Origin of the sequence: Dolomitihabitans soli, assembly GCF_022213955.1 — a bacterium.
Taxonomy (GTDB): Bacteria; Actinomycetota; Actinomycetes; order Streptosporangiales; family Streptosporangiaceae; genus Streptosporangium_A; species Streptosporangium_A soli.
This window is the reverse complement of the sequence record NZ_JAKNTW010000034.1, coordinates 30,649-48,306: the sequence shown is the minus strand read 5'-3', so window position 1 is coordinate 48,306 and position 17,658 is coordinate 30,649. Positions and strand designations below refer to the sequence as shown.

Here is a 17,658-nt window from a genome sequence, read left to right as displayed (position 1 = left end):
GTGTCTGAATGGCGACTGCCCTGACGTCACGACGCCGCGAGCCGTACAGGAGTCCCCGTACGGCTCGCGGGTGGCAGACCCGGAGGCGGTCCGGCCTCCGGTGAGGGATCAGCGGCGGCTGAGGTGCGGCTCCCAGGAACCCGGTCGCTGGCTGTTCTCGCGGAAACCGGTGAGCGGGACCAGGCCGCTGCCGTCCGTGTTCACCAGGACCAGGCGGTTGCGGAACTCGCCGCCCACGCACTCGGCCGCCTCGACCTCGCAGGCCCACGCGACGAAGTTGGTGTCATCCGCCCAGGCCAGGCCCGACTCGACGTGGTGCCCCTGGATGGGCTTCAGGGGTTGGGGCGTGAACGTCGAGAGGTCCATCGGGCCCGCATGCACGATCATGCCGTCACCGGTGTCCGGCTTCCCGTCCGGGAAGTCGGCGTAGGGGTCGATGCCGAATCCGTCGGGGAACCTGGTGTCCTGCTCGGGCATCGCCTGCGGCTTCCCCTCCAGGTCGTAGTAGTTCCGGTACGGCGGGCGGACCGTGGGTTCCCAGATCAACGTTCCGTCGTCGCTCCACCGCAGGTCCATGCGGCGGTTGGCCGGCTCAGCGGCATGCCCCAGGGGGACGAACGCGACGGTGCCCTGCTCCACGTCGACGACGGCGAACCCGGTCCTGGGCTGCTCCTCGTCGTTCGGGCCCGTGTCGTTCGGGCCCGTGTCGTTCGGGCCCGTGTCGCCGGTCACCGGGACGCCGCCGGGCGTCTTCGAGGTCTCGGGCAGGGGCGTCGCCTCCGTGATCAGCCTGGTGTTCACGTCGGGGTCCGACTTGTAGGTGGTGACGAGCAGTCGCCGGCCGTCCGGGGACCACCGCACCCCGGCCGCCGGCTGTGCCAGCTCGATCCACCGGGGTTCCGCGCCGGGGCCGCTGATCACGCCGACCCGGTTGGCGGGGAACTGCTCCAGGACCGCGGTCCGCTGCCCGCCGGGCGCGACGTCGAGCATGTCCCACGGGGTCTTCTCGTAGGTCTTCTTCTCCTGGTCGTAGAGGTACCAGGTGCGCTCGCGCGTAGTGTCGGCCTGCCAGGTGTAGTAGGCGTAGACGGCCACGCCGCCCGCCGCGACCAGCCGGGACGGCGGCGAGGAGTCCGGGTCGGTGAGCAGTTCGCCCGAGGTGGGGCCCGCCACGACCGCCCGCCCGCCGTCGTCCTGGATCAGGCTCGGCACGGTGAACGCCAGCGCCGTCACGGCCGCGACGGCCCCCGCGAACGCCACACCCGCCTTAACCCGCCTGCGCCCGCGCCGCCTGATCGCCTTAGACGCCAGGTCGCCGGGCACCCGCACGTCGTCCGACCAGTCCCGGAACGCTTCCCTCACGTGCTCGTCGATGGTCATGCCGTCGCCTCCCCGAAGATCGTGTACGGCTCGCGCAGGGTCTCCAGCTCCGGAGCCAGCGCGCGCAGTCTGGCAAGGGACCGGTGCGCCGTGCTCCGCACCGTGCCGACCGAGCAACCGAGCATCGCGGCCACCTCGGCTTCCGGTAGATCCTCGAAGTATCTGAGCACCAGTACGGCTCGCTGCCTGCGGGTCAGCCTGGCCAGCGCCCGTCGTACGACGATCCGCAGTTCGGCCCCGTTCGTGCCGTCCGGGCCGCCCCGTTCGGGCGGCTCCGCCATCGCGGTCTCGTTGCGCCGCCGGGCCAGCCGCCACCAGGAGATCTGCTGGCGGTACATGGCCTGCCGGACGTACGCCTCCGGCGACTCCACGGAGCGCCATTTCGCCACGGTCTGCGCCAGCGCCGCCTGCAACAGATCCTCCGAGGCGTGCTGGTCACCTCCCGTCAACAGGTACGCCAGGCGCATCAACGCCGGGGACCGCGCTGACACGAACTCGCGGAACCGTCGCTCATCTGCGGCGTCCACGCTCACCTCCACATCGCGTTGTACGCCATGAAGACGCTTCAGCCCGGCCGCCACTATGCCTCGCCGGCGAATCAGCCGCCGCCGTCACCCCGGCCGACGCGCGTCGAACCGCCACACGGACCCGTTCGGGCCCGCGTGGTCGTTGCCGGATTTGTCGGGGCCAAGGAAGGCGCTTCCGCGAAGCGACCATGCGGGGGGAGGTGAATGCCGTTCGACCGTGCCCGGAGGGAGGGTGAATGCCGTGCTCGGACAAGGGGGGGAGGGTGAATGCCGTGCTCGGGCACGGCATTCACCGCGGTTCAGAGCGGCGGTGTGTGGTCGAGGAAGGGACCGCAGTTGTTCGGCCAGGCCGGGTTCGAGCCCGTTCCGGGCGTGGGGTTCACCCTGCAGATGGCCTGCGCGATCTCACCGGTCGCGCTGCGTACCGTGATGTGCAGGTCGCTGCCTTGGACGGCGAGCGAGACGTCGACCGCGTTACCCGGGTAGCCGGCCACGGTGGACACGTCGTTCCACCGCGGGGTGGTCCGGGGGTCGCGGATCAGCGTCGTTCCGTTGCCCGGGGTCTGCCCGATGAACTTGTTGTTGCCCTGGAACGCGGTGTCGATGCCGACGCGCGATCCGGGGGTACCCGGCGTGCCCGGCGTGCCCTGCGGCCCCCGCGTGCCCTGGGGACCGCGCGGCCCCTGCGGACCTCGCTTGCCGTGGCACTTGTGCCGGTGGCACCTCCGATGGCAGCCCGGGCCCCGGCGGCACCCCCCGAGCACACGGAGAATCGGTTTGTCGGAGCCCGGAGAGAAGTGGGCCACCTCTGTCCGGGTCCTTTCGTTGACCGCGCCGGCGGGCGCTTGGTAAGAGGCCACCAGTACGGCACCGGCCATCGTGGTCGCGGCTGCCCATACCAAGGCGCGTTTTCCAGAAAGCATACGATCTCCATGTAATCGAAGATTCCCTAAGGAATCAGAAATTGCTGCGAATTCGCGATCGCGGCAGCCAGGAGATACCCGAAGGCCGATTGACTACGCTCTGCTATGATCAACATAAGGCCAATCGAGCGACAAATTTTATTACTATCCTTGCCGCCACTCAAACCGCCGAAATAAGCGAAATATCCATCTTTAATATGGCAATCTGGACGAGGTGGATCAGGGGCAACTCTTTGCGGTTCGGCAAAACGCGAATCGCCGGTCACCCGGGCGGTCCGATGCGACCATCGGCTGGTGATTCCACGTGGCCGACTCGCCGTACTCTCCCTCGCCGGTGCCCTGCCCCTCTTCACCGCGACGCCCGCACTGGCCTCCCCTACCTTGACCTCCCCCGCGCTGGCCGACCCCGCGCTGGCCGACCCCGCGTTGCGTCCCGGTGACCAGGGCGAGAGTGTCAAGAAGCTGCAGCGCCGCCTGCACGAGCTGAGGTTCCTGCCCGGAGCGGTCAACGGGCGTTACGGGCGTAAGACGCGGATCGCCGTCTGGGCCTTCCAGAAGACCCAGCGCCTGGTGGCGCGCAACGAGGTCGCGCAGGAGACATGGCAGGCCCTCGCGCATCCCAAGCCCGGACGTCCGCTCGTCTCCGGCAGGGAGCCACGCCGGGTCGAGATCGGCCTCCGCCACCAGCTCCTGACCGTCTACCGGGAAAATCGTCCCGTCCTGATCACCCACATATCGGCAGGGGCCGGGGTTCGCTACTGCCACGCGGGACGCTGCCGGAAGGCGATCACGCCGACCGGCGACTTCCGGGTCAGCGTCCGCGCGGCCGGATGGACGACGGGCCCCCTCGGCAGCATGTACAACTCGCTGTACTTCGCCGGCGGAGTGGCGATGCACGGGTCGAAGAGGGTGCCGTTCCGCCCCGCCTCACATGGGTGCGTCCGGCTCCCGATGCATGCCTCCAAACGGCTCTTCCATCTGGTGACCGTCGGAGACCCCGTTTATGTCCGCCGGGAATGACGGCTCAGCAGACGTTATGTCCAGATTCGATCTATAACGCGCCTTCTATCGTCGGTCTCACAACCGGACCCGGATTCACCGCAGGAGCGTGTTTCCCTGGCCGGGATTCGACGCGAGCGGGTCCTCTGGGACGGGCGCGGGGTCCGAGGGGCCGAGCGTGCTCCCCTGGCCGGGCACGGGGTTCGACGGTGCGAGCGGGTCCTCTGGGACAGGCGTCGGGCTGGTCGAGGGACTCGACGTCGGGCTGGTCGAAGGACTCGACGGTGGGGTGGCCGCCGGGGTGGGCGGGATCACGGCAGGCGCGTTGGAGGGGATGGTGACGGGGGGTTTCCATTCCCGGGGAGCGTCGCCGAGGGTGATGCCGAGAGCCGTGATGACCGAGCAGCCGCCCACGAGCATGCCGATGACGAGAAGCACGAGCGCGAGTGTCGACAGTCGTCTGCTCGGCGGTCGCAGCGGCGGTGGGGGCTCCGGAGGCGGAGGCGGTGGCCAGCCGGGCACGGGCGGAGCGAGCCAGCCGTACCCGGGCAGCGGCACCTGGCCGTACGCGGGCGGGTACGGCTGGCCACCCCCGGGCGGCGGCGGGTACGGCTGACCGCTCCCGGGCGGCGGCGGCTGGCCGTGGCCCGGGGGCGGTGGCCATAACGGGTTCGGCGGTGGATGGCCCATGGGCAACCCCCCTCGCCCGACACCGACAGAGTCGTTCGCCACGGTACGGCTTTCGGGCCGTGGATGGCGACCCGCCGTACGGATCACGCTCACGGCCGGAGCCGATCCACGACAGGTGGATCCGGCGGTCTCCCGGTCAGTTCGTCAGCGACACGACGCGGCTTTCGCACACATCACCAGGCCGGCCGGGGTCGCCGTCGGCTCAGCCGTTCGCGGCGGTCGCCGGCTCCGCGAGGACGGGGTAGTTGCTCTTGAACACGCCGCTCGGATCCTTCTTGCGCTTGACGTCCTGGAGCCGGGCCAGCGTCTCGGTGGAGAACGCCGCGGCGGCGCGCTCGCCGGGCGCCAGGTAGGTGAACAGCTTGCGCCCGCTGATCTGGGGGGCGAGCGCGTTCCGGAGCTCCAGTTGCCTGGCCCGGATGGCGGCCGCGCGGTCCGGATTGGCGAGGGAGCCGAGCATGTAGAGGTTGTAGGCCTCGGTGATGCTTCCGGCGGGGGTGTCCGACGGGCGGGCCAGGGCGCCGCCCAGGTGCCGGAGCTGCACACGCAGCAGAGGGTCGATCGGAGCCGACAGCAGCGACTTCACGGTGTCGTCGTCCAGGCCGGTCAGCAGTTCCCCCCGGCCCAGTCCGGGGCTGGGAGCGGTCGGTTCGGCGGCGATGGTGCCGAGATCGGCGGCGGGCAACGACGCGCGGCTGTCCGAGATCAGGTCCCCGATTCCGTCCAGGCGGCTCAGCAGGGACCGTCCCTCGTCGGCCGTCCCCAGGTAGGCGGCGTGCACGGCGACCCACGGCTCGGCTCCGGGGAAGTTCAGCAGGTCGAACCAGGTGGTGAGGTCGTCCGGGGCCTCGGCCGTGATCTCCCGGAACGCCTCCAGCACCTCCGGCGCCCGTTCGACGGGCCACAGCATCCGCCCGCCGTAGAGTTCGGGCGACGGGTGCAGGTCGAACTCCATCGCGGTCACCAGCGCGAAGTCGCCCCCGCCGCCCTGCATCGCCCAGAACAGGTCCGCGTCGGAGTCGGCGGTCACCCTGGCCCTGGTCCCGTCCGCGTCGACGATCTCGAACGCGCGGACGCTGTCGGAGGCGAAGCCGTACCTGCGGCTGTACCAGCTCAGTCCGCCGCCGAGCGTGTAGCCCACGACGCTGACCACGGGTGAGCTTCCCGCCAGCCCGGTCAGCCCGTACGGCCCGGCCGCGGCCAGCAGTTCGCCCCAGCGCACGCCCGCGCCCACCCGGGCGAGCCGCTCCTCCGGCCGGATCTCCACCTCGTCGAGCCGCGCGGTGCGGACCAGGATCACGCCGTTCACGTCGCCGGACGCGCCGTGCCCGCTGGGCTGGGCGGACACCGTCAGCTCGGCCGAGCGGGCGAAGCGGACCAGGGCCGCCACGTCATCGGCGTCCGCGGCCTCCACCACTGCCGCGACGGGCTGCTCGATGGCCGCGTTCCACGGCCGCGTGGCGTCGTCGAAACCGGGCTCGCCGGGCGCCAGCACCTGCCCCCGGACATGATCGCGCAGGCCGTCGGCGATCTCGTTCGGCTGTCCCTGCATGAGGAATCTCTCCTTTATCGGGATAAGTGGTGATCTGAAATGGGGCTCAGAGCTCGTAGATCGACGAGCTTGGTACGGCGACGCTCCGGCGTGCGAGGGCGTTCCACAATGGCCGACGAGTCGGCCAGGGATCGCGCGGCGAACTCCCCGTGCCGGGCGCGCTCCCGCCGTCGCCTGGCGCGAAAGGGCGCGGGCAGAGCGCCGGAGGCGGGCAGGACACAGAAGGTCACCGCCACGGGCCTGCCCACGGCACGACCCAGCTCAGGCACACTCCACACCCTCACCCATCCACCGCACATCCAGAATGAGCCGCCGCGGCCTTTCCACCGCGCTGCCGGAAGCCATCGGGCCGCACTTTGTGACTCACCATATGACGGTGGCGATGCTTCAAACACCCGTAGGATTGCGGTGTGCAGTTACTGCATGTGTGCCTAAAAGTGGCAAGGAGTGGCATTTGTCCGGCGAACCGAGTGAAATCTACGCCTTCATCGCTCTTATGGCTTCTCGGACGCTGATCCCGATTTTCATCGCCCTGGTTCTCGCCCTGGTGGTGTCCACGGTGATCGTCTCCGTTTCCCATCGCCTGGGTCGCGGGCTCGTCGACCGCCGGCGAGGGGGTCTCGTCCCTGACGAAGCACAGCCGTGGTGGCTGGAGAACGAAGCCGAGCGGCTCTAGAACCACTCACCGGAATATGGCCGCGGTCGCGTCCCCTGCGTGTCACCGCCGCGTTCTCCCCTGACGCGCACGACCAGTTCGACGCCGGTCGAGCGTGACCCCTCGGCTACTCCCGGGCCGCGTCGAGGCGGGACAGTTCCCCGGCGGACAACTCCAGCTCGACCGCGGCGACCGAATCCCGGACGGTCTCGGGGCGTGACGAGCCCGGAATCGGGATCAGCACCGGCGACTTGGCGAGCATCCACGCCAGGCACACCTGCTGAGGACTGACCCCGCGCTCCCCCGCCACGTCCGCGAACGCGGCGAAACGCGAACCCAGCTCGCCGGCTCGCCGGATCCCGCCCAGCGGAGCCCACGGCAGGAACGTGATGCCCAACTCCGCGCACAGCTCCAACTCCGGCTCGCTGGAGCGGAACGCCGGCGAGAACTGGTTCTGCACACTGACCAGCCGGCCGCCGAGGATCTCGTTGGCCTGCCGGATCTGGTCCGGGTCGGCGTTCGAGACACCCGCGAAACGGATCTTTCCCGCGTCGAGCAGATCACCGATCGCGCCCACCGACTCCGCGTAGGGCACCTTCGGGTCCGGCCGGTGGAACTGGTAGAGCCCGATGGCCTCCACGCCCAGCCGCTTGAGCGACAGCTCGCAGGCCGCCTTCAGGTGCTCCGGCGAGCCGTCCAGGGTCCACGTACCGTCGCCGGGGCGCAGATGGCCGCCCTTCGTCGCGATCAGCACCTCGGAGGTGTCGCCACCGTATCCGGCCACCGCACTGGCGATCAGGGACTCGTTGTGGCCGACGTCGTTCGCGCTCAGATGGTACGCGTCCGCGGTGTCGATCAGCGTCACGCCCGCCTCCAGCGCGGCGTGGATCGCGGCGACCGAACGCCGCTCCTCCGGACGCCCCTCGATCGACATCGGCATCCCGCCGAGACCGATCGCGCTGACCTGAACATCGCCGATGCGGCGAGTCTGCATGGGAGTCCCTCCTCGGAGATCACCTGTACCCCTCCACCCTGCACCCTGCCCATCAGGCTGTCTAACGGCGCACCCGTCCTCCGACGCCGCCGCCCACGGCGTGCTCGGCGCGGATCCGGCCCACGTGGACACACCTGGACCGCTCGGAAGTGACCTGCATCGACCGGTACGGCGCGCAGAGCCGTCTACTGCGAACTCTCCCCCGCAACGGGACCGCAGTGGGTCGGTATGCGTCGGGGTTATCGCCCGTTCTGCGCATGTTCAGAACCTCTCTGAAGGGCGCGTGGACCTGATTCGCCGCCCAAGAGCAGAAATCTATTGCCAGGCGGGCTTCATTCACTCAGGCCCGTCAGAATGACGAATAACTGCCGGACGACTGACGCGGCACCATTATTATGAGTGTCATTTACGCAGCAAAATATAAGGCGACCGCCCCGATCAGGTGAGTCGGCCATACGTGGCGTCCGGTCGAGAGAGGTCACCCGCCACACCCCGGTCCGGCCGCCCTCGGTGCGGCGTCACGCCCGATGCCCGCCGCCCCACCCGCACACGACGCCGACCGGTCGCGTGACGATCCGAAGACTGGTGCGCGTGGTCCTTTCGGACGGCCCGAGCCTCCCCGCCGTTCGCGACCCGCGGGGAGGCTCGGGCAGGCCGGCGGGCAGACCCGTGCGGCCCGCATCCCCGTCCCCGGCGGGCATCCGGCACGCTGGGGACGGGGATCAGCAGCGGATCGGGAGAGCGTGCGATCTCCGGTGGAGGGGGTGCCGGAGCCCTCGCCGCCGACAGGCGCGTGACCTTACTTCCGTCGTGTCAGAAGCTCCAGAAATCGGTCAAGGTTCACGTTCCTCACATGATCGAAACAAGGGTCACACCGCCCTGCGGAGCGGCCACCATGTAGGACAAAAGCTGTTTTCTGGACATTAGTACGCGATCTTGCACAGATGTGATCGCCTGCCGGCCATGCCAATACCGGCGACGCGCAAACAGAGCGTAAGAGAGCGGACCCGGCGAATATTCGCGCCTGTTTGTACGGCACACCCGAGAGGTATTCATGACAGCGAAAGTTACCGAGGCGGGTTGATGATCCATCCAGAAACGATCAACCCTTGCCTGGCCAGCGCGCGATCCACGGAGAAATATCCAAATGATAAAGAAACTGGCAACCGCTGGTGCGGTTGCGGCCGCTCTGAGCATGTCCGGCGCCACTGCGGCCTACGCTCAGGCGTCGTTCACCCCCAGGGACCCCGCCCCGCTCATCTCGTACGTCGTCTACAACATCTATGTCTGCGACCAAGGAAAGAGCGAAGCAGCCCGTCCCGAAGCAGGCGCGCGCCTCACCGGCGTCAAGGGCGAGAACGGCGACCCGGTCAACTGCATCAAGGAGTCCTTCAACAAGAACTCCTTCAACGAGAAGTCCCTCAACAAGGACAACAAGACGTCCTTCAACGAGGACAACAAGGACTCCTTCAACAAGGAGGCCGACAACTCCTTCAACAAGGAGAACGAGGGGTCCCTGAACGAGGACTCCTACAACACCGACACCGACAAGTCCTACAACAAGGGCAACAAGATCTCGGTGGACAAGAAGGACGACTCGAAGAAGGCGCCCCCCACGAAGAAGCACGCCGCGCAGGCCACGTCGCTGGACGCGGAGGCGTCCCCGGCGAGCCAGGACGCCGAGGCCGTGACCGCCCCGAGCGAGGCCACCCAGGCCACTGAGGCGACCCAGGACGCCTCGGAGAGCGAGAACGCGGCCCGGAACGCGACCCCCGAGCCCGGGGAGTACGGCTCCGCGGACCCCAAGCACAAGTCCGGCCACAAGGGTGACAAGGAGATCGAGAAGTCCTTCAACAAGAACTCCTTCAACGAGAAGGTCCTGAACAGCGACAACGAGAAGTCCTTCAACGAGGACAACAAGGACTCCTTCAACAAGGAGGCCGACAACTCCTTCAACAAGGAGAACAAGGAGTCCCTGAACGAGGACTCCTACAACACCGACACCGAGTGGTCCTTCAACGAGGACAACAAGGTGAACGTGAACAAGGACCACGACAAGAAGGACCACAAGAAGAAGGCGCCCCCCACGAAGAAGCACTCCACGGACTACACCGCGATGGACTTGGTCGAGACCGAGGACGACGAGGAGTTCTGGCAGGAGTGACCTTCGGACGAGGTCGATGAGATGTCCTCGAACAAGGACGTCGATGATTCGTCCTGATGGAGCCGCCCGGCCCGAAACGGGTCGTCCGGCCCAGCCCGATGGGAACACGTGGAGCCGGTGCAGAAATGCACCGGCTCCATTTCGGCGTCTGGTGCCTGCGCCGGCCACCACGCGCGACGGCCGCCTCCTGGCCCGCCGGACCAGGAGGCGGCCTTGATGATCAGTAGCGTTCCGCTGTTCCCGCGTTGATCTCGGTGAGGACGAGGGTGGCGTTGGCGTAGCGGAGGAGGTTGGACAGGGTCGGGGGCTGGGACAGCGTGGCCTGGGCATAACGGACGGCGTCGCCGACGGTGTCCAGGTGCAGCAGGCCGGTGGTGATGGAGCGGACCTCGGTGCCCGCGTTGATCCGCCGGGTGGCCATGTTGAGTGTGGTGGCCAGGAGTTCCGCGCGCAGGCCGCGGGGCTGGATGACCGGCGGGAACAGAACGGCCGTGGACTCCGGCAGCGACAGCGCGCCGTCGGCGGCTCCGCCGTCCGCGCCGTCGAAACGGGTGTCGGTGGCCTGGACGCGAGCCAGGATCTCAGGGATGCGCAGGTCCTGGCGGAGCAGCCAGATCGAGGAGAGCAACGGCAGCCTGCTGGGCGTGACCGCAGTGATCGTGGTCCTCGCCGAGCCGGTGACGGGGGCGTAGACACAGCCGTTGGCGTTGGTGAACGTCAGCCTGGCGGAGTTCTCGAACGTGTTCCCCGGGAGGGCGAGCATGGTGGGCCGGGCCCTGTACTCGATCGTCTGCCGGCCGGAGGCTCCGGCCAGGGCGCCGATGGTCCAGGTGAAGGTCCGGGTGCCGTCCGCGTTGACCGTGACGGTGCTGGGCTTCGGGCCGGCGCCGGTGTCGAGGGCGGTGCTGTAGTAGACCCCGGCGGGGAGGACGTCCGTGATGACGACGTCGTCCGCGCCACCGCCGCCCGTGTTCTCGTACATGATCCGGTAGGTGATCGCCTCTCCGGCGTTGACGGCCGGGGTGGCGGTCTTGGTCATGGTGACGACCGGGGCGCGTACCGTCGTGCTGACCGAGTCCGAACCGGTCACGGCCGTGCCGAGCAGGTCGGTGCCGGCGGCGGCCACCTTGTTCGTCAGGACCGTGCCGTCCGCCGTGTCGCACGCCACGTCCACGCTGACGGTGCGGGAGGCGTCGCGGGCGGCGGCGAGCGTGCCCAGGTCGAACGTGGTCACCGTGTCGTCCGGCCTGGTGTCGGTGATCTTCGAGTTCAGCGCGGGACCGCGTCCCGAATTGGTGACCTTCGCGCCGAAGTCGATGGTGTCGCCGGGAGTGACGTCGGCCGGGCCGGTGGCGGCCACGGTCAGCTCCGGCCGTACCTGCTGGGCGAACCTCGTGCGGGCCCGCCGGATCGTCTCAGGGTCGGGCTCGTCCGCGCCGGGGGTGCCGGCCGTCTGGTAGTTCGGGAGGCTGCGGAAGTCGTAGAAGATGTTGTTCCAGTCGTCGTAGCCGGTCAGCTCCGTGAGGATCGACGGCTCGCCGGTGTCCTGGGTGCCGTTGCCGTTGGTGTCGGTGAAGTCGCCGTTGAGGTTGGCGGAGACGTTGGCCGACGCCGGCGTGCAGGTCGTGCCGGTGAGGCCGCCGACGCCGTCCCAGTCGACGCCGCCCAGGCCGAGACCGCCGCCGAGCCCGGCGCACTCGTCGAGCCCCGGCGGAAGGACCTCGTTGAGTGACGGCAGCTTGATTCGCGAATAGTCGCAGCCGCCGGGGAGAAGGGGCGGTGCGGCGGTGACACCGCACGCCTGGAACGCGTAGTTCATGACCCCCAGGTAGTTGGGTTTGTTGTTGGTGCCGTCGCCACCGCCGTGCTGGAGGCCGAGCGTGTGGCCGAACTCGTGCATCAGCGTGCCCGCCTGCTGGGCCTGGGTGCCGATGGACAGGCCGTTCGTGTTGGCGCCCCAGCAGGCGTTGCCGCTCCCGTCGGTGCCGCCCAGCGAGACGATGAAGTTCACGCCCGGGGTGCCCTTTTCCCAGCCGGACGTGCAGTCGTTGGTGGCGGCCCGGAGGTTCGTCTGGTGCACGAAGAGGGCGTAGCGGAAGAAGCGGTCGCGACTTTCGTCGAAGTCCTTCAGCGTGAAGAAGTCGGTGCCCGCGTTGCCGGTGGCTCCGTCCCAGTCGACGACCATGTTCGAGCTCTCGTCGATCTGGTCGCCGCCCCCGCCGAAGTTGCCGAAGTTCCCCTTCATCCCACCGACGCCCGGGGCCGTACGGCGGACATCCGTACCGGTATTGACGGCTTGGCCGTATATGTCACCCACGTCGATATGGAGTTGGATGCCTGTGGATTGGTCCACATTCGATACGGGCGCGTTGGCGAAGGATTGGACGACGTCCTGCACGGCCCCCTGCAACGGGCAGTGGGAGTGGTTGGTGCCGAACAGGCAGTCGATCTCCAGGAACAGGTCCTTACGGCCGGTCATCGCCCCCATTCCGGGCAGGTCGATGTCGATGGTCGTGTCGCCGTCCACGTTGATGCCGTTCAGTTCCCAGCCGTCGAGTAGCGAGTCGCCGTCGGTGTCGCGGGTGGTCTCCGCCGTGCCGACTTCGAAGCAGACCTTGATACGCGGCTCGTCGTCGTCACCGCCGTCGCCCGTCGAGCAGGACTGGGGCCAGTTGACCTTGTCCTCGGCACCGGTGTGGTCGATCCATCTGCCGTCGGAATAGCTGACCCTGAAGTCCAGGTTGTTGTCGCCGTTCCGCGGGCTGGCATCGCCCAGGTCATCGCCCGAGGATCCGTCGTCGTCCCAGATCTGGATCGTGACCGGCACGTTGAGCACGTTGTCCGGTATCTCGGTGGCGACCACCCAGTTCGGTTTGATGAGTCTGTTGTTGTTGATGAACGGCGTCGACGGGTCGTCCACGTCACTGCCCGGGGGCTGCTTCACGCCATTGATGAACACCTTGGCGTAGAAGTCCGCATGGCCTTCGAGGGCGGCCTCCAGACCGGTCGCGCCGCAGTCGTCGACGCACTCCACGTGGGTGATCGTGACGGAGAACGGATGGGTGCCGGCGGCAGCCCGAGCCGGCGGGCCCACGACGAGACTCGTCGCCATCAGCCCCAGGACCAGGGGAACGACCCCTAAGACTCGTCTGATCATGACGATCCTTTACATCGGAAATCCCTCCGTTCATGGTGGTTCCTACGAAGACGGGCGTCTTGAGTAGACCTGTACTTATTTGCGATTGGCAAATCTCCACCGGCAGGCGGATAATGATCGCCTCGACGACCACTTAATCCTGTCCCAAGTCAGGGAGACCATGGGTTCGATACTTTTGCTACTGATCAACGCCCTCGTTCAATTCCTGATCATTTACTTCGCGGTCCGCCTCGCCCTGAAACACGACCGTACCCATTCCGAGCGTTACCGGCCACTTTCACGACGTCACCGGAATCAGCCTGCGGACGAGATGCCCTAGCCACTCGGATCGCCAACGGTCCACGGTAGGGTGCGTTTCATCAACGGAGCCCAGGGACTTTCGCGGGTGAACCCGCACGTCACGATCTGGAGGGTGGCCGTGTCCCGCTTCATGACCTACCAGGCTTCCGTCGACGATGGCGATGCGCTGGGCGAGATCCACGAGGAGTCCTGGAAGGCGGCCTACACCGGCTTCTTCGCCCCGGAGTTCGTCGCCGAGGCGGTGCGACGCCGACGCACCCAGTGGCACGCCCGGCTCGCCAAGGGCGAGGACACCGTCATCCTCGCCGCACTCGAAGGCCGGCCGCTCGCCTTCTCCTTCTTCGGCTCCTCGCCGACACGGCCGGATATGGCACAGATCTTCAGCTTCTTCGGCCACCCGGCCGGCTGGGGCACCGGTATCGCCGGCGCCCTGATGACCGCGACCCTGGGCAGGCTGCACGAAGACGGCTACAGCCGGGTCCACCTGTGGACGCTGCGCCGTACACCCCGATCGCGGCGCTTCTACACCAAGAACGGCTTCACCGAGTCAGGTTCGGTCCGCGGATACGACTTCGGCGACGGCAACCTGATCGACCAGGTCGAATACGAAGCCTCCTGAACCGGCATCAGCACGGGACGGACGAGCGGCACGCGAAGTGGTGCAGAAGCCGGCCCACGTAGCGACCCGTTCCCGTACGATCAGGCCCGGCAGCGGCCGGACGCACCGGGGCATCCACCCCACCGGCGCCCGGTTCCGCCGCCGTGCTCGACGGTCACTCGTGGCGCCTGATCCAGAAGATCGCCGGAGCCCTTCGGCGAGGACATCAGCGTGCGGAGCTGACCGGCGGATTCGGCCTCGTCTGACCGAAAGCCGCAAACTTTCACGCCAATAGGGATTGATGAAGAGAACTTTCGGGGTTATGGTCCTGATCAATCCGATTTGATGGGCGGCGAAATCTTCCGAAGGCGGCCCTCGCTCCCGCCAATTTCGAACACCAGGAGTCGACCTAGCTTCTGTCGCCACGGGGCCGACCGACATCGAAACGGACGCCGCCCACACCCCCCTGCTATACCGCCTGTTCAGAGAGGTGAGTATGCCCGCAACCGGTACGCCGAGCTGGCCGATGACCCCCAAATTCGCCATCCTCGCCCTGATGGTCGCTTTCGCGGCAGCACTACTTCCCCAGGCCGCCTCGGCGCAGGACAGCAGTTCCTTTGCATCTCACAAGAGCCCGTTCAACTGCGGAAAGACCTTCTACGCCAACAACTGGACCCCCAGCCACAGCCCATCGGGTTCCATCGACTGGCAGAACTACGGTAGTGATGCCATCAACGGCGAGACCGTACGCGCCACCGCTGCGGGCACCGCCTACTTCAACGACGCGGGAAGCACGAGCTACGGCAAGTGGGTGGAGGTTCGTCACAGTGACGGCACCAGGACCCGCTATGCCCACCTCGCCACCATGGTGAGAGGGGCCGGCGGCTCGATGGGCGTCAGCCAGGGCACCGCGATCGGGACTGTCGGCTCCACGGGCGGCAGTTCCGCTCCGCACCTCCATTACGAGCAGCGGACCTCCGGCGGTGCGGTGGACACCAGCCCCACCGTGGACGGCGTGACCGTGTCCCTGGGCCAGAAGAAAGCCATCACGAGCACCAACTCCTGCGGCGGCAGCAGCAACCCCTACACCCCTGAGGAGGTCTGCGGCAGCGGTTACGCGGTCATCGACTCAGCCGCTCTGACCGGCGGTCGCACCTACCTGCTCTACAACTCGGGTAACGGCCAAAACTGCGTCACCACGCTGAAGACGACGAACCTCGGCACCGCCTCTCCGGTGTCGGCCTTCCTGGAACCACAAGGGGCAAGCAGGACGACCGACTCGGGCAGCTACGGCTACTACGCGGGGCCCGTCAAACGCTCCGCGCCCGGACAGTGCGTCAAGTGGGGCGGCTCGGTCGGCAGCAGCTCCTACACCAGTCCCTTCGAACACTGCGATTAAGCGCCATCACCACGCTCGCCTGCGAACAGAGGCCAACGGCACTCCGTTCGTAGGCGAGCGCGTGGTGGACGAGTCGGTGTGCCCCGGTTCTCCTCGTCGATGAAGGCTGTGCATGGGGGCGGCAGTTCGATCACTTGAGCGAGCCGGTCAGCCGCGCGTCGAATACGCGGGCTGAGAGGGTCCTGTTGAGGCCCAGGAGAGTTTCGGCCAGCCAGCCCACCGCGTACCGGGTTTCCGGCTTGGCCGACTCGATGGCCTGCCGGATCGTGGTGGCGACGACGCCCGGGTCATTGTGGTCCGCCTGCGTCTCGGCGGCGCTTGCCATGGCTTCGGCGATCTGCCGGTAGGCCCCGCTTCCGGAGGTCTCCCGCGGTTGCCGCGCGGTTTCGGCTTCGAATTCGGTCTTGATGATGCCGGGCTGGATGATGACGACGTCGATAGCGATCTGCGCATCCCAGGTCACAGGGACGATGGTCATAACCAGTGCGCAATGCCTGGTTGTGTCGGGTGACAGCGTTCGCCGGTCTCCTGCGGCAGCGATCGTTTCCGCTGGAAGGCGAATAAGGCCGCCGGCTGACTCCCCCTTCTCCTGCCCTTCCTCGACAACGCCTGACCAGCCGCTGGGACGAGCGGGTCAAGATGCAGCGCCCGCAGGCGAAGCCGAGGACGAACGATCCTGATGCGGGACGAGCAGCGTCGATCGTCGTGGCGTCGAGGAAGAGCGCCAGGCATCCGGCTGCTTCGCTCGGATCTCTGCAGTCAGCCGCGAAGTGGCGGTATTACCGCCGGCAAATCCCCTCCAATCCCCGGGCTGAAAAGCAGTTGAGGCGACAGCCGGGGTGACCCATGATCCCATCATGCCGGACACGACGCCCTCCAGACTCAGTCCCCGAACGCTGTCGAAACTGGCGAGCAAACTCTGCTGCTAATCACGAGCAAAACCACAACCCATATCACCGCGATCAACCGGTAGACGCGGCTCGGCCCAAGAAATTTCGGGGGCATCCCACTCCATGACCGATGAGTTCACGACGAAGGCCACCTATGGCCAGGTCTTCGCGGTCACACAGTTCCGTGCCCTATTCGCAGCTCGGCTGCTTGGCGTCATGTCGGACACGCTGCGGTCCGTCGCGCTGGCGGTGCTGGTGTTCAGCCAGACCAACTCTCCGTTGTTGACGGCGGTGGCGTTCACGATCAGCTTCCTCCCCCAAGCCGCAGGCGGCCTGTTTCTTGCCGCGATGGCGGACCGGTTCTCGCCGCGGACCCTCATCACCACGGGCTACGCTCTCCAGTGCGCGGTGGGGCTGCTGCTCACGTTCGGACGCCTCCCGGTCGCGGTCAGCCTGCTCCTCGTCGCGGCCGTGGCCTGCCTGACACCGGTCACCACCGGGGCCGCGGGCCGAGTCCTGGCGGAGGTCCTCACCGGCGATACCTACGTGCTTGGGCGTTCGCTGAACTACCTCGTCGCGGTTGCGGCGCAGCTGGTGGGCATGGCCGCTGGTGGGGCGCTGATCGCGTGGCTGGGCGTGGAGCGGACGATGCTGGTCACCGCAGGGGCGCACCTGCTCGCGTTGATGATCAGCCGCCTGTTCCTGTCGCGCACCGAGGTGGTCCGCGCGGGCGGGTCGATCGTGCGTAAGACCTTGCAAGGTAACGCCGCGCTCGTCGCCGCCCCCGGGGTCACCAAGCTGATCATGGTCCATTGCCTGCCCGCCGCGTACTTGGCCGCAGCAGGAAGCCTGCTCATCCCGTACTCCGCGCAGCGTGCGTTCAGCCCAACGGAGACCGGCCTCCTATTGGCAGCCACGTCAGTCGGGATGCTCATCGGCGACGTCGTGGTTGGGCGAGCGTTCGCGCCCGCCACCCGAGAACGACTCGTCCTGCCACTGCTGCTGGTCATGGGCACGCCCCCGATCGCGCTCATCCTGGACCTGCCGTATCCGGCGATCGCCGCAATGTACGTGATCACCGGCGTGGGATCCGCCTACCTGCTCGGCCTGCAGCGACGCTTCCTGGAGGCGGTCCCGTCCGACCTCCAGGGACAGGGTTTCGCGCTGCTCAACACCACCACCATGACCATCCAGGGGATCGGACCTCTAGTCTTCGGCGTGTTCGCGGAATTCCTCCCGGTCGGCCTCGTGATCGCCCTGACCGGGGTGAGCAGCGTGATCACCACACTCCTCCTGCGCGACGCGATCCGCCCACGCACGTCCGGCTGAGGCTGTCCCGGGAGCCTGCGTGACCTCCGAGCTTGTCCGCTCGGCGAACCCCACGGCGAGAGGGCCGTGGGTGACATCGCCGAGGCAGGCGCATGGTTGAC

Annotated in this window: 14 protein-coding genes; 7 read left to right on the top strand and 7 right to left on the bottom strand. The window is 67.6% G+C overall.

The features are described 5' to 3' along the window. Positions 1–108 precede the first annotated feature (108 nt). The 3 genes from MBA17_RS41060 to MBA17_RS41050 form a co-directional block, all read right to left on the bottom strand. On the bottom strand, positions 109–1,380 hold the full coding sequence (locus tag MBA17_RS41060) for a hypothetical protein (protein ID WP_238503280.1): 1,272 nt from the start codon (positions 1,378–1,380) through the stop codon (positions 109–111). Continuing rightward, on the bottom strand, positions 1,377–1,907 hold the full coding sequence (locus MBA17_RS41055) for a SigE family RNA polymerase sigma factor (protein WP_238503278.1): 531 nt from the start codon (positions 1,905–1,907) through the stop codon (positions 1,377–1,379). Before MBA17_RS41055 ends, MBA17_RS41060 begins: the two co-directional genes overlap by 4 nt. 299 nt (positions 1,908–2,206) lie before the next feature. Beyond that, on the bottom strand, positions 2,207–2,830 hold the full coding sequence (locus MBA17_RS41050) for a hypothetical protein (RefSeq protein ID WP_238503276.1): 624 nt from the start codon (positions 2,828–2,830) through the stop codon (positions 2,207–2,209). A gap of 294 nt (positions 2,831–3,124) precedes the next feature. Between MBA17_RS41050 and MBA17_RS41045 the strand changes: the two genes are divergently transcribed. Then, on the top strand, positions 3,125–3,850 hold the full coding sequence (locus MBA17_RS41045) for a L,D-transpeptidase family protein (RefSeq protein WP_238503274.1): 726 nt from the start codon (positions 3,125–3,127) through the stop codon (positions 3,848–3,850). Positions 3,851–4,007: 157 nt separating this feature from the next. Further along, positions 4,008–4,445, top strand: coding sequence for a hypothetical protein (locus tag MBA17_RS49975; RefSeq protein ID WP_274386752.1), 438 nt, complete (start codon positions 4,008–4,010; stop codon positions 4,443–4,445). Between the two features lie 276 nt (positions 4,446–4,721). Here the strand turns inward: MBA17_RS49975 and MBA17_RS41035 are convergent, their stop codons facing one another. After that, positions 4,722–6,071 (bottom strand): FAD-binding oxidoreductase, encoded by a 1,350-nt coding sequence (locus MBA17_RS41035; RefSeq protein WP_238503272.1) that lies wholly within the window; start codon positions 6,069–6,071, stop codon positions 4,722–4,724. A gap of 454 nt (positions 6,072–6,525) precedes the next feature. Here MBA17_RS41035 and MBA17_RS41030 point away from each other — a divergent pair, with 454 nt between their 5' ends. Next, positions 6,526–6,747 carry a hypothetical protein gene (locus MBA17_RS41030; protein WP_238503271.1) on the top strand — a complete coding sequence of 74 codons (222 nt, stop codon included), beginning with the start codon at positions 6,526–6,528 and terminating at the stop codon, positions 6,745–6,747. Between the two features lie 106 nt (positions 6,748–6,853). On the opposite strand, the gene MBA17_RS41025 is transcribed toward MBA17_RS41030, so the two are convergent. After that, the gene (locus MBA17_RS41025) at positions 6,854–7,720 is read right to left on the bottom strand and encodes an aldo/keto reductase (protein WP_238503270.1); all 867 of its coding nucleotides are present in this window, start codon (positions 7,718–7,720) and stop codon (positions 6,854–6,856) included. A 1,195-nt stretch (positions 7,721–8,915) separates the two neighbouring features. Here MBA17_RS41025 and MBA17_RS41020 point away from each other — a divergent pair. Then, complete coding sequence (locus tag MBA17_RS41020; protein ID WP_238503268.1) at positions 8,916–9,884, top strand: prolipoprotein diacylglyceryl transferase; 969 nt, start codon at positions 8,916–8,918, stop codon at positions 9,882–9,884. A 220-nt stretch (positions 9,885–10,104) separates the two neighbouring features. On the opposite strand, the gene MBA17_RS41015 is transcribed toward MBA17_RS41020, so the two are convergent. Then, positions 10,105–13,041 (bottom strand): hypothetical protein, encoded by a 2,937-nt coding sequence (locus MBA17_RS41015; RefSeq protein ID WP_238503266.1) that lies wholly within the window; start codon positions 13,039–13,041, stop codon positions 10,105–10,107. 412 nt (positions 13,042–13,453) lie between these two features. On the opposite strand from MBA17_RS41015, the gene MBA17_RS41010 reads away from it, so the two are divergent. Then, the gene (locus tag MBA17_RS41010; RefSeq protein ID WP_238503265.1) at positions 13,454–13,960 is read left to right on the top strand and encodes a GNAT family N-acetyltransferase; all 507 of its coding nucleotides are present in this window, start codon (positions 13,454–13,456) and stop codon (positions 13,958–13,960) included. A gap of 475 nt (positions 13,961–14,435) precedes the next feature. Beyond that, a complete protein-coding gene (locus MBA17_RS41005; protein ID WP_238503264.1) occupies positions 14,436–15,338 on the top strand; it encodes a M23 family metallopeptidase in 903 nt (300 codons plus the stop codon). 130 nt (positions 15,339–15,468) lie between these two features. Here the strand turns inward: MBA17_RS41005 and MBA17_RS41000 are convergent, their stop codons facing one another. Continuing rightward, on the bottom strand, positions 15,469–15,801 hold the full coding sequence (locus MBA17_RS41000) for a hypothetical protein (protein ID WP_238503263.1): 333 nt from the start codon (positions 15,799–15,801) through the stop codon (positions 15,469–15,471). A 550-nt stretch (positions 15,802–16,351) separates the two neighbouring features. Between MBA17_RS41000 and MBA17_RS40995 the strand changes: the two genes are divergently transcribed. After that, positions 16,352–17,557, top strand: a complete 1,206-nt coding sequence (locus MBA17_RS40995; protein ID WP_238503262.1) for an MFS transporter — start codon at positions 16,352–16,354, stop codon at positions 17,555–17,557. Positions 17,558–17,658 lie beyond the last annotated feature (101 nt).

Bases quoted from the DNA above. Each gene is read 5' to 3' on its own strand.
- MBA17_RS41060 (WP_238503280.1), bottom strand. From the start codon at position 1,380: ATGACCATCGACGAGCACGTGAGGGAAGCGTTCCGGGACTGGTCGGAC.
- MBA17_RS41050 (WP_238503276.1), bottom strand. From the start codon at position 2,830: ATGCTTTCTGGAAAACGCGCCTTGGTATGGGCAGCCGCGACCACGATG.
- MBA17_RS41035 (WP_238503272.1), bottom strand. From the start codon at position 6,071: ATGCAGGGACAGCCGAACGAGATCGCCGACGGCCTGCGCGATCATGTC.
- MBA17_RS41025 (WP_238503270.1), bottom strand. From the start codon at position 7,720: ATGCAGACTCGCCGCATCGGCGATGTTCAGGTCAGCGCGATCGGTCTC.
- MBA17_RS41020 (WP_238503268.1), top strand. From the start codon at position 8,916: ATGTCCGGCGCCACTGCGGCCTACGCTCAGGCGTCGTTCACCCCCAGG.
- MBA17_RS41015 (WP_238503266.1), bottom strand. From the start codon at position 13,041: ATGATCAGACGAGTCTTAGGGGTCGTTCCCCTGGTCCTGGGGCTGATG.
- MBA17_RS41005 (WP_238503264.1), top strand. From the start codon at position 14,436: ATGCCCGCAACCGGTACGCCGAGCTGGCCGATGACCCCCAAATTCGCC.
- MBA17_RS40995 (WP_238503262.1), top strand. From the start codon at position 16,352: ATGACCGATGAGTTCACGACGAAGGCCACCTATGGCCAGGTCTTCGCG.